This window comes from Vicinamibacterales bacterium (assembly GCA_035699745.1).
Lineage (GTDB): Bacteria > Acidobacteriota > Vicinamibacteria > Vicinamibacterales > 2-12-FULL-66-21 > JAICSD01.
The window spans coordinates 57,396-68,822 of sequence record DASSPH010000088.1 but is presented as its reverse complement, the minus strand read 5'-3'; the positions used below and the strand labels follow the sequence as shown (position 1 = coordinate 68,822).

Genomic DNA, 11,427 nt, shown 5'->3' with positions numbered 1-11,427 from the left:
AAGCGCCACGCCGATCATCGCGTGCAGCGCCAGCAGACGCGCGCTTACCATACCCCGCTTGCTCGTGCGCTACGGCTCGACGCGGATCGCGACCGTCGTCCCGCGCACGCCGACGATGGCGGCCGGGGCCTCGAGCCGGATGGAATCGGGCGCGAGCTTGGCGATGCGTCCGGAGACGTAGACCGCGGCGCCGCGGACGAACTTCAGCACCATGCCGAGGCCGCCTTCGCCGGGAGAATAGACGTAGCGATCGATCCGGACCTCGCTGGCCGGGCCAAGGGAGAGCCGGGTGTCGTCGCGCAGCGTGACGCCGACCTTGCCGTCGGTGCCGGTGCGGAGCGCGTCGGTCGCGAACACGGCGTCGCCCGGCTTCGCGGGCACCGTGGCATTGTTGCGGACGATGAAGGCCGCCCCGGACACGGTTTTGACGTGCCCGGCGGGGGCCGGCTGCTGCGCGTAGACCGGGACGGTGGACACCGTTACGACGACTGCGAGGACCCCGACGGACCGAATCAGGCCGTGCATGTGTTCCTCCCTCAACGCTCCAGACCTGGACAGCGGCTTACGTTACCGTGATCGCCGCGGCCCGGGACTGTCGAGTTTAACTGGGCAAATTGCTGGCGTAGTCGAGTCAGTGCAGCCGGCATGCCCGGCCGCGCCGGGCCTCGGGAAGTCGCCCTAATGGATGACTTTTCCGGGGCTACAGCCGCGGCGGCGCGGGCTTGACGGGTGGTCTCCATGACACCACCCCCTTTGTCTTCACCTTGCGCTTGAACACCTTGCCGGCGTTCGTGATGTAGAGCTCGTCGAGGTTCGGCCCGCCGAACTTGACGCTCGAGAGCGACCCGCGCGCCGGCGCGGGGATGATCGCGTGGCACTTGCCGATCTGATCGAAGATTTGCACGCCCAGGGCGGTGGCGATGTAGACGCTGCCGTTGGTATCGGCCACCATGCCGTCGGCGCTGCTGCGCGTCGCCGCATCAGGCATGTGCACGTAGAAGTACTTCTGCTTGTGGGCCAGCGAGCCGTCCGGCTGAATCTGGAAGGCCCACGAGAGCTGCGCAGCATGATCCGAGACGTAGAGCAGTGTCTGATCCGGAGAGAACATCACGCCATTCGGAGACTCGATCCCCTCGTCGACGACGCGCGGCGTGCCGCCCTTCGGGACGTACCAGATCCGCTTCGCCGCCGAGTCGGTGAAGTAGAGATCGCCCTTGACGTTGATCGCGAGGTCGTTGACCGCGACGTCCTGCGCCACGACCGCCGTCCTGCCCGATGGGTCGTAGGCGACGATCTGCCTGCTGCGCGTCGCGCCGGCATAGAGGCGCCCGTCGGGACCGAACATCATGCCGTTGGCGCCACTGGTGTTCTCGGCAAACACAATGACCTTGCCGTCGAGTCCCACCTTATGGATCCGGTTGCTGCCGGGTTCGCTGAAGAAGAGCTCCCCCCTGTCGTTGACCGCCGGACCATCTGTGTTGCGCTGCACCTCGGTCACGAGCTGCCACTCTTCTCCCGGAATCAGCGTCTGGAAGACGTCCTGCCGTGACTTTCCCTCCGGATTGGCCTTGATCGGCGCGGGATAGTCACGCCACAACCAGCGCAGCGCGTCGGGAAACAGCGCGGTTGCGTGCCGCCCGTTGTGCGCGCCGTCGCCCCATTCGTGCTTCACGTCGTACCCCGAGTATTCCAGTGCCGACTGCATGTCCTGGTTGGCCACGAACCAGTTGCCGGTGTAGTTGTTGAGATCGGCGGAGCCGTCCTGCAGGAAGACGCGGATCGGCTTCGGCTCCGTCTTGCGGATCAGGACGGGAAACGCGTTGCCGCCGCGGAGGCCGACGTAGGTGCCGATCGCGCTGAACACCCGGCGGAACGCGTCCGGGCGCTGCCATGCCGCGGCGAACGCGGCGATGGCGCCGCTGCTGTTGCCGGCGATGGCGCGATCGTTCGGATCGGACGACAGCGACAGCCCGTGCGTCTTGGCCACGTGCGGGAGCAGCTCGTCGATCAGGAAGCGCGCGTAGTCTTCGCTGACCGAGTCGTACTCGAAGCTGCGGTTCATCCGGTCGAGCGCTTCCGCGTGCGGCGCCCTGACGCGGCCGTGCATGACGAAGACGCCGACCAGCGGCGGAACCTGTTTCTTGTGAATGAGATTGTCGAAGACGACGGGCGCGTTGTACTGCAGCCCGTCCTGGAAGACCATCACCGGCGCCGGCTTCGCGCGATCGAGCTGCTTCGGGATGTAGACCCAGTATTCGCGCCAGGTCCCCGGGTACACCTTGCTCTGATCGAACTCCGCCTTGATGACCTCCCCGGCCGGCGTTCCCGGCTGGACCTGTGAGTCAGGCCCGGGCGGGGGGCCTGCGGGAGGCTGGGCGGGGGACTGGGCGAGCAGCGACGCGGCCGCCGCGACGATCAAGGCAGGTGCGAAACGCATGCGGCGAAGGATACCCCAGCCGCTCATCTTGACAAACTAGAGGAGTGGCGTATGCTCGGCTCGTCTAGTTTTACTAGAGGAGAGGCGCGGGTCATGGGGAAAGAGGCGGCGAGCGACCTGGTCCAGGGAACCCTGCACATGCTGATCCTGAAGACGCTGGCGCTGGAGCCCATGCACGGCTACGGCATCGGCGTGCGGCTCGAGCAGATCAGCAAAGGGGTCTTCCGCGTGAATGGCGGATCGCTGTTCCCGGCGCTGCGGCGGCTGGAGCGCGACGGCCTCATCGCGGGTGACTGGCGGGTCACCGAGAACAACCGCCGCGCCAAGTACTACGCGCTGACCGCGGCCGGCCGGACGCGGCTGCGCCGGGAGGCACGCGACTGGGAGCAGCAGACGGCGGCGATCGCCCGGATCATGCAGGCCTCCACCGGAGAGCTCTGATGCGGCCGCTGTACCGCCTTGTCAGGGGACTCCGCGCGCTGTTCTCGCCGACCCGGATCGATCGCGAGCTGGACGACGAGCTGCGAGGCTTTCTCGATCACTCGATCGAAGACAAGATGAGCCGCGGCGCCACCCGCGATGCGGCCACTCGCGCGGCGCGCCTGGAACTGGGAAGCGCCGCCGCGGTGAAGGATCGCGTGCGCGACGCCGGATGGGAGACGCACGCCGAGCTGCTCTGGCAGGACGTGCGGCATGCCCTGCGCACGCTGAGGCGGACCCCCTCCTTCACCGTGGTCGCCGTTGCGCTCCTCGCCGCCGGCATCGGCATCAACACGGCGCTCTTCACGCTGCTGGACGCCGTCGTGCTCCGGCCGCTGCCCGTGCGCGAGCCGCACCAACTCGTCGAGCCGCTCACCCGCTATCCCGGCGATCCGCGCAGGAACGGGTTCTCGTGGGCGTTCTACGAGCAGCTCCGGGATCGCAACACGGTCTTCAGCGACGTCGTCGGTCTCGCGCCGGCGCGGTTTCAGACGCCGGATGGATCCGGCGGCTTCGAGTCCCTCGACGGCAACTACGTCGTCGGTTCGTTCTTTCCGGCGCTCGGCGTGCAAGCCGCCGCGGGCCGGCTGATTGGCCCTGAAGACGCGACGCCAGGTGCGCCGCCGGTCGTGGTCGTGAGCTGGGCGTACTGGAAGCGGCGTTTCAACCTGAGTCCCTCGATTCTTGGAAGCCAGCTCGTGCTCGATGGGTCGGCGGCGACGATCATCGGAGTTGCGCCGCGCGCGTTCACCGGGCTGCTGCGCGGCGTCACCCCCTCCATATGGGTGCCGGTGACGCGCCCGATGGGACTCGGGCTGATCGCCAGATTGAAGCCGGGCGTCTCCATCGAGCAGGCAGCGGCCGAGCTTCGGGTGCTCCATCGATCGCGGCTGGAGGACATGGCGCGGAGCACGAAGGACCCCCAGTGGCTGCGCGCCGACACGGAGCTCGCATCCGCCGCGGCTGGACTCTCCGCGCTGCGCGATCGCTTCGCGACGCCGCTCCTCGTGCTGATGCTGGCGGTCGGGGTGCTGCTGCTGCTCGCCTGCACCAACATCGGCAGCATGCTGCTGGCGCGGGCGGAGGCGCGTCGGCACGAGATGGCGGTCCGTGTCTCACTGGGCGCGGGACGCTGGCGGCTGGCACGGCAGGTGCTGATCGAATCGGCGCTGCTCGCGGGCGCCGGCGTCGCGATCGGCGGCGCGCTCGCGTCGGCGGGCGCCGCGGCGCTGCTGCGGCGGTTGATGTCCGGACGTCTGCCACCCGGCTGGCCGGCGACTGTCGATCTGCCGCTCGGGCCGGATGTCCGGGTGCTGCTGTTCACGGCGGCGGCGGGATCGATCGCGGTGCTGCTGTTCGGCCTGGCTCCAGCGTGGCGGGCGTTTACTTCGCCGGCGGTCGCGCCTCTACGCCAAACCGGGACGTCGATGCCGCGCTCGAGGCGCGGTGCCGCACATGCGCTCGTGGCCACACAGATAGCGCTCTCGATCGCGCTCGTCGCCGGTGCGCTCATCCTCGCCGGCCATCTGTCCAGGCTGCTCAATCAGGACCTCGGGTTCCAGCGTCGAGGCGTCCTGATCGTCTCGTTGAATCCGCAGGGGAGCAGGCTCGATCGGGCGCAGCTCTCCCAGGCGTATCGGGTTCTGCTGGACCGGCTGCAGGCGATACCGGGAGTGACGTCCGTAACCGTGAGCGCGGTCACGCCGATTGCCGGAGGCGCGGCGAGCCGGTTCGTCGAGGTCGAAGGGCGCGCCGACGATGGAAACGATCGCAGCCGCGTGGCCCTGAACTGGGTGGCGCCGCGGTACTTTGCGACCTTCGCGACGCCAATCGCCGCCGGCCGCGAATTCACCTTCGAGGACAGCGGCCGCCCCGGCGTGGCGATCGTGAATCAGGCATTCGCCCGCCACTACTTCGGCGCCGCGAGTCCGATCGGGCGGCGTCTGATCATGGAACGGGAAACGCAGGCGTTCGAGATCGTCGGCGTCGCCGCCGACGCGAAGTACGCCGATCTGCGCGAGCCGGCGCCGCGAACGGTCTACCTGCATGCGTTCCAGCAGCGCGTGTTCTCCGATTTCGCCTTGCGCACGTCGCTCCCGCCGGCGTCGCTCGCGCCCGTCGTCCGCAGCACGGTGACCGAGGTGGTGCCCGCGGTGAAGATCGCCGCAGTGACGACGCTCGACGACCAGCTGAATCGATCGGTCGTGATCGAGCGGTTGATGACCGCGCTGTCGACGTCGTTCGCGGTGGCCGGTGCCGTGCTGGCGGCCCTCGGGCTGTACGGGCTGCTCGGCTACACCGTGACGCGTCGCACCGGCGAAATCGGTCTGCGGCTGGCGCTCGGCGCGACCCGGAATGACGTCCTCCGCATGGTTCTCGGCGGCGCGCTCCGTCTGGCACTTGCCGGCGCCGCGGCCGGCGTGCCGCTCGCCTGGTGGACCGCACGCATTGCCGCCGGGCTCGTGCCCGGGCTCGAGGCGGGATCTCTCGTGCCGATCGCGGCGGCGTCGGTCGCGCTGATCGCCGTCGCCCTGCTCGCCGCATACCTGCCGGCGCGGCGCGCGGCGCGCGTCCAGCCGGCCGATGCGCTTCGCCACGGGTAGCCCCGCCCGATTACAGTCCTCGACGCCGACCTGACAGAATCCGCGCCGCGCCTGACGGCCGCGCCGCGAGAAATCGCCGTCCTTTCAACGGCAGCCCTTGTGCACGCAGCGGAGGACATGACCCAGGCAGTGCGTGCCGGCCTCATTGCCGTCGGAGCCGTCGTGGCCGTGGCCGCCACGAGTCCCTCCGCGCAAGCGCCGCAAGACATGAACGTCTACGCCATCGTCGACGCCGGCCCCGTGCCGGTGCCGGGCTCCTGTTCCTGTATCTCGTCCCCCTTCACCGTGGCGCACGCGCCGAGCCGCGGACCGCGAAGTGGAGCGGGCGCGCCCCTGGAAGGCTCCGGACCGCCGATCAATCTCAATCACCTCAAGGACGATCGGGCGTCGTTCGCCAGGCGAGCCGAGGACGGCCTCGACGGCAACTATTACGCCAGCTTCGGGATCGCGATGCATCTGAGCCTCGAGTCCGCCCTCGCGGGCGGCGATCCGCGAATGGAGGAGGAAGCCGCGCGCTGGCTGCACCTCGCGGCGGCACAGGAGAATGCAGACGCCTTTCGCTTTCTCGGGTTGCGCTACGCCCGCGGGCGCGGCCTCGAGCAGAACGCCGCTGCCGCCGCCTACTGGTTTCATCAGGGTGCGCTGCGCGGCGACCCCATATCGATGACAGCGCTGGGACTCCGCTATGCCGCCGGCAGCGGCGTGACGCAGAACTGGAATGCGGCGGCCCGCTGGTGGCTGCGCGCGCAGGCGCACACGCCGCTCGCCTCGCGCTTTCTCGGCGACGCGTATGCCTGCGGTCTCGGTGTCGACCTGGATCCGGTGCGCGCGGAAGCGGCGTACAAGGCTGCGGCGGAAAAGGGGGAGTCGAGCTCGAGCACCCAACTCGGGCACTTGTACGCGAAGCGCTGCGTGCATGCGCCCGACCAGGCCGCGTTGGAGGCGTACGAGCGCGCCGCGGACGACGGCGATCCCGAAGCTCAGATCGAATTGAGCGATCTCGTCCGCCAGGGCCGCGGCACCGACCCCAATCCCTACCGCGCCTACACGCTGGCAAGGCTCGCGGAGCTGCGGCTGCCAGAAGGCGCGATGAAGGCGCGCGCCGCCGAACGCGTGAAGAGCGCGGTGCGGCTCATGCTGCCCGAGGCGATTCCCGCGCAGGAAGCCCTCGTGCAGAGTCTGATCGCCGCGTCGGCGAAGCCGGTGCGCTAGCGATCGAGCCGCGCGCGCAGCGCGTCCAGCGACGCCGGCAGGACCTCCTCCTGGCGCGGCAGGTCCAGCAGCCGCGCCAGCGCGCCCGGCACCGGCACCTCGCGCCCGATCAGCGGTTCCACGATGTCGTTGAACTTCGCCGGGTGCGCCGTGGCGACGAGCACCCAGGGCTCGTCGCGGCGCTCGCGGGGCAGCTGCCGATACACCGACGCCGCGGTCGCGCCGTGCGGATCCCAGACATACGACAGCGTCGCGGCATCCTCGCGGATCGTGCGGCGGATCTCGTCGTCGGTGACGAGACGCGCGGTGAGGTGGCGCGGGAGTTCGTCGCCGAGCAGCGCGCGCAGCCGTTCCATGTTGGAGGGATCGCCGACGTCCATTGCGGACGCCAGCGTGGCGACGCTCGCCCGCGGCCGCCAGACGCCGCTGTCGAGGAACTCCGTAATGGTGCGGTTGGCGTTGGTGGCGAGCACGATGTCGCCGATCGGCAGCCCGGCCGCCCGCGCCCAGACGCAGGCAGTCACGTTGCCGAGATTTCCCGAGGGCACGATGAAGCTGGCCTTGCGCCGCCTGGCGTGCCAGATCTCGAGGCTCGCCGCGGCGTAGTAGACCATCTGGGGCAGCAGCCGCCCGGCGTTGATGCTGTTCGCCGACGAAAGGCGGTGCCGCGCGCTGAGCGCCGGATCCTTGAACGCCTCCTTCACCATCCGCTGGCAGTCGTCGAACGTGCCCTCGACGGCGAACGTCCGGACGTTCCCGCCCCAGCACGACAGTTGATGCGCCTGGCGCTGCGAGACCAGACCTCGCGGATACAGCAGCACGACGTCGACCCACGGGCGCCGGTGGAACGCCGCGGCGACGGCGCCGCCCGTGTCGCCCGACGTGGCGACGAGAATCGTGATCCGGCCCGCGCCGGGCTGGCGGACGCGCTCGAGCGCCGCCGCGAGGAAGCGCGCGCCGAAGTCCTTGAACGCGCAGGTCGGTCCGTGAAACAGCTCGAGCGCGCTCGCGTCGCCATCCGCGCCGCGAAGCGGAACGAGCGGCGCGGGGAAGGTGAACGCGTCCTGGCAGATCGCGGCGAGCGACCCGCTCAGCGGATCGGCTTCCGCGAACGGCGCGATCACGCGCTCGGCGAGGCCGGGCAGTGCAATCGCCGCCGGCCAATCCGTCCAGGCAAGCGCGGGAATCCGTTCGGGTACGAACAGCCCGCCGTCGGCCGCGATGCCGTCGCGGATTGCCGCGCTCAACCCGGCGGGTGTGCCGCGGCCGCGCGTGCTCAGGAACTTCATCAGTCGACGATCGCCGCCCCGATCGGCTCGATCCTGGTGATCCACGCGTCGCTGGTGATACCTTCACTTCGAAAGGCCTCGACCATCGCGCCGCGAACCGCGTCGGCGCTGCCCTCTTCCGCCCACGCGAACATCGTCGGGCCCGCGCCCGAGATCGAGCATCCGAGCGCGCCTCGCGTCATCGCCGCATCCTTGACCGCCTGGAACCCGGGGATCAGCCCCTTGCGCTGCGGCTCGATCAGCACGTCCTCGAGCGACGCGGCGATCAGCGGCAAATCGCCGGTGAAACAGCCGGTGACCACTCCCGCCAGATTCGCCTGCTGCCAGACGACGTCGGACAGCGGCACCGTTCGCCCGAGGATCGCCCTGGCGCCGCGCGTCTCGAGCACGCGGTGCGGACGCACCAGCACCGAACGGACGTTGCCGGGCACCGGGATCTGCTTGATGTGGGGATTGTCGATGCCGACCGAGAGCACGAGCCCGCCGTAAAGCGACGGCGCGATGTTGTCGATGTGCGCGGTGCCGCTGGCGACCATCTCGCCGCGCATCGCGAACTTCAGGAGTCGCAGGTTGTCGACCGGCTCGTCGAGCAGCGCATTCGCCGCATAGACCGCCGCGACCGCCGACGCGGCGGATCCGCCGAGTCCCGAACCCAGCGGGATCCCTTTGTCGATCGACAGCTCGAACCCGAAATCGAGATCGAGCGCGTCAGCCATGGCCGCGACCGCCATGCCGGCCGTGTTGCGCTCGAAGTCGAGCGGAAGATCCGACACGATCCCGGTAATCGAAGCAATGCGGACCCCGCGCGCGGACGAGCGGCCGGCGCGGACGCGATCGCCGGCGACCGATGCGCTGTATCCCAGCACGTCGAAGCCGACCGCCACGTTCCCCACGCTGGCCGGCGCGAACGCCACCGCGTGAGTCCGGCCGGTCATACGTGCGCGCCCAGGTACGCGCAGACGCGGAGCAGGTCGCCGAACACTCCTCCGGCGGTCACGGCCGGTCCGGCGCCCGGCCCGCGCACCACGAGCGGATTCCGGTCGTAGCGCTCGGTCGTGAAGCTGACGACGTTGTCGGTGAAGGTGACGCCGGCGAAGAGATGCGATCGATCGAACTCGGCCAGGCCGACGGTCGCCTTCCCGGTATCGGTATCCAGGCGGCCGACGTAGCGGAGCACGCGGCCGCGCGACTGCGCGGCGAGGACCCGCTCCCGCATGATCGCGTCCATTTCGGGCAGCCGCGCCAGGAACTCCTCCGCGCCGCAGCCCTGCAGCTGTTCGGGCACCAGGCCCTCCAGCGCCACGTCGTCCAGCTCGAGATCGGCGCCGGTCTCGCGCGCGAGGATGACGAGCTTTCTCGCGACGTCCCGTCCCGACAGATCGTCGCGCGGATCCGGCTCGGTGAATCCCTGCGCCTTCGCGTCGCGCACGAGTGACGAGAACGGCTGCTCGCCGTCCCAGACGTTGAACAGGTAGGACAGCGTGCCGGACAGGATCCCTTCGATGCGGTGCACCCGGTCGCCCGTCTCGCGGAGGTCGCGGACCGTCTGAATGATGGGCAGTCCGGCCCCGACGGTCGCCTCGTACAGGAACCGCGAGCCGCCGGTCCGCCGTGCTTCCTGCAGCGATCGGTAGAACGGCAGATCGGCGCTGCCCGCCTGCTTGTTCGGCGTGACGACGTGGATGCCGGCGGCGAGCCATTCCGGGTAGTGCCGCGCCACGGCGGCGCTGGCGGTGCAGTCGACGATGATCGCGTGCGGCAGGTGGGCGGCATCCACGTGCCGGACGAACTGCTGCAGGTCGGCCGCAGTGCCGTTCCGCAGGGCCTCGCGCCACGCCGCGATCGGCACCGCGGGATCGGCCAGCACCATCGTCCGCGACGTGAGCAGCCCGCGCAGCCGCAGGTCCAGCCTGAAGTCGCGCGTCAGCCGGTCCATCTGCGAGGCCAGTTGATCGAGGAACGCGCTGCCGACGGTGCCGGGTCCGATGAGGCCGATCGAGATGGTGTGCGGCGAGAGATAGAAGCCGGCGTGGACCGATCCGAGCGCCCGCGCCGTGTGCTTGGCGTCGATGACGACCGAAATGTTCCGCTCCGACGATCCCTGCGCGATGGCGCGGACGTTGACGCCGGAGCTGCCGAGCGCGTTGAACAGCTTCGCGGCGATCCCGGGGGTGCCCGCCATGCCGTCGCCGACGATCGCCAGGATGCTGCAGTCGCGGGTCACGTCGACGCGCTGGATCTGCCCCTGGCGCAGCTCGACGTCGAAGGCGTGGCGGACGACCGCGGCGGCGCGGTCGGCCTCGGCGTCCGCCAGCGCGAAGCAGATCGAATGTTCGGAGCTGCCCTGCGAGATCAGCGCGACGGAAATGCCGTTCTCGCGGAGCGCCCCGAACAGCCGCTGCGCCGTTCCGGGAACGCCGATCATGCCGGTCCCTTCGACGTTGATCACCGCCACGCGATCGATGCTGGTGATGCCCTTGACCGGCAGCCGCGACGCCGGATCGGCGCAGATCACGGTGCCCGGTTCGCCGGGCGCGAACGTGCTGCGGATCCAGATCGGAATGCCGCCGCTCACCGCCGGCGTCATCGTCTGCGGGTGGATCACCTTGGCGCCGAAGTAGGCGAGCTCCATCGCCTCGTTGTAGGAGAGGGAATCGATGACGGTGGCGTCGGGCACGCGGCGCGGATCCGCGCTGAGCACGCCGGGCACGTCGGTCCAGATGACGATCTCGTCTGCCGCGAGGAGGGATCCGAAGATCGACGCGGAGAAATCGCTGCCGTCGCGGCCCAGCGTGGTCTGCAGCCCGTCGCGCGTGCGAGCGATGAACCCGGTGACGATCAGCGTCCCTTCGCGATCGGCGGGGACGGTGCGCCGGGCGCGCTCGCGCGACTCGGTCCAGAGGACGTTGGGCCCGAGCGCCGCGCGTTCCACCGTGACGATGTCCCGCGCGTCGATCCAGCGGACGCCGCCCGGCCTCCGTCCGCGGGCCGCGAGAAAGCGCCAGAACAGCCGCGTCGACCAGATCTCGCCGTAGCCGGCCACGAGATCGCTGACGGCGGGCGACGCTTCGCGAATCAGCCGGATGGTCTGCAGGATCCCGGCGATGTCGCGGCGGTCGGCGTCGAGCTCGGCGAGGTACTCGGCGGCGGCCGGACCGGCGAGCAGCGCGCGCGCGATCGCGGCGTGGCGTTCGCGAAGCGCCTCCAGCCCCGCGCCCGGGTCATCCCCGGCGGCCGCGGCCGTCCTGACCAGCGTGAGCAGCGCGTCGGTGACGCCTCGACAGGCCGAGAGCACGGCGGCGACACGCGGCCGGGCGTCCGCCTCCAGGATGTCCGCCACCCGTTCCATGCAGGCGGCATCGGCGACACTGGATCCGCCGAACTTGTGTACTCGCCACGCGTCCAT

General features: G+C 70.0%; 8 protein-coding genes. 3 read left to right on the top strand and 5 right to left on the bottom strand.

The genetic code is table 11. From position 1 onward, the window contains the following. Positions 1-69 precede the first annotated feature (69 nt). Together VFK57_21420 and VFK57_21415 are read right to left on the bottom strand one after the other, a co-directional pair. Positions 70-525: a FecR domain-containing protein gene (locus VFK57_21420; protein ID HET7698290.1), complete on the bottom strand. Its 456-nt coding sequence runs from the start codon at positions 523-525 to the stop codon at positions 70-72. A 175-nt stretch (positions 526-700) separates the two neighbouring features. Next, positions 701-2,437, bottom strand: coding sequence for an SMP-30/gluconolactonase/LRE family protein (locus VFK57_21415; protein HET7698289.1), 1,737 nt, complete (start codon positions 2,435-2,437; stop codon positions 701-703). Between the two features lie 93 nt (positions 2,438-2,530). On the opposite strand from VFK57_21415, the gene VFK57_21410 reads away from it, so the two are divergent. The 3 genes from VFK57_21410 to VFK57_21400 all read left to right on the top strand — a co-directional run bounded on the left by VFK57_21410 (position 2,531) and on the right by VFK57_21400 (position 6,732). After that, on the top strand, positions 2,531-2,878 hold the full coding sequence (locus VFK57_21410; GenBank protein HET7698288.1) for a PadR family transcriptional regulator: 348 nt from the start codon (positions 2,531-2,533) through the stop codon (positions 2,876-2,878). Beyond that, entirely contained in the window at positions 2,878-5,520 is a 2,643-nt protein-coding gene (locus VFK57_21405) for an ADOP family duplicated permease (GenBank protein HET7698287.1), read from the top strand. Before VFK57_21410 ends, VFK57_21405 begins: the two co-directional genes overlap by 1 nt. A 117-nt stretch (positions 5,521-5,637) precedes the next feature. After that, complete coding sequence (locus VFK57_21400; protein HET7698286.1) at positions 5,638-6,732, top strand: tetratricopeptide repeat protein; 1,095 nt, start codon at positions 5,638-5,640, stop codon at positions 6,730-6,732. Here VFK57_21400 and thrC read toward each other — a convergent pair. Genes thrC through thrA form a run of 3 tightly spaced genes read right to left on the bottom strand, consistent with a single transcriptional unit; the run spans position 6,729 to position 11,427 of the window. After that, positions 6,729-8,021 (bottom strand): threonine synthase, encoded by a 1,293-nt coding sequence (thrC, locus tag VFK57_21395; protein ID HET7698285.1) that lies wholly within the window; start codon positions 8,019-8,021, stop codon positions 6,729-6,731. The genes VFK57_21400 and thrC overlap by 4 nt on opposite strands. Beyond that, complete coding sequence (locus tag VFK57_21390) at positions 8,021-8,956, bottom strand: homoserine kinase (GenBank protein ID HET7698284.1); 936 nt, start codon at positions 8,954-8,956, stop codon at positions 8,021-8,023. The genes thrC and VFK57_21390 overlap by 1 nt, the downstream gene beginning before the upstream one ends. Then, entirely contained in the window at positions 8,953-11,427 is a 2,475-nt protein-coding gene (thrA, locus tag VFK57_21385; protein HET7698283.1) for a bifunctional aspartate kinase/homoserine dehydrogenase I, read from the bottom strand. The genes VFK57_21390 and thrA overlap by 4 nt, the downstream gene beginning before the upstream one ends.

Bases quoted from the DNA above. Each gene is read 5' to 3' on its own strand.
- VFK57_21420 (HET7698290.1), bottom strand. From the start codon at position 525: ATGCACGGCCTGATTCGGTCCGTCGGGGTCCTCGCAGTCGTCGTAACG.
- VFK57_21415 (HET7698289.1), bottom strand. From the start codon at position 2,437: ATGCGTTTCGCACCTGCCTTGATCGTCGCGGCGGCCGCGTCGCTGCTC.
- VFK57_21410 (HET7698288.1), top strand. From the start codon at position 2,531: ATGGGGAAAGAGGCGGCGAGCGACCTGGTCCAGGGAACCCTGCACATG.
- VFK57_21405 (HET7698287.1), top strand. From the start codon at position 2,878: ATGCGGCCGCTGTACCGCCTTGTCAGGGGACTCCGCGCGCTGTTCTCG.
- VFK57_21400 (HET7698286.1), top strand. From the start codon at position 5,638: ATGACCCAGGCAGTGCGTGCCGGCCTCATTGCCGTCGGAGCCGTCGTG.
- thrC (HET7698285.1), bottom strand. From the start codon at position 8,021: ATGAAGTTCCTGAGCACGCGCGGCCGCGGCACACCCGCCGGGTTGAGC.
- VFK57_21390 (HET7698284.1), bottom strand. From the start codon at position 8,956: ATGACCGGCCGGACTCACGCGGTGGCGTTCGCGCCGGCCAGCGTGGGG.
- thrA (HET7698283.1), bottom strand. From the start codon at position 11,427: ATGGACGCGTGGCGAGTACACAAGTTCGGCGGATCCAGTGTCGCCGAT.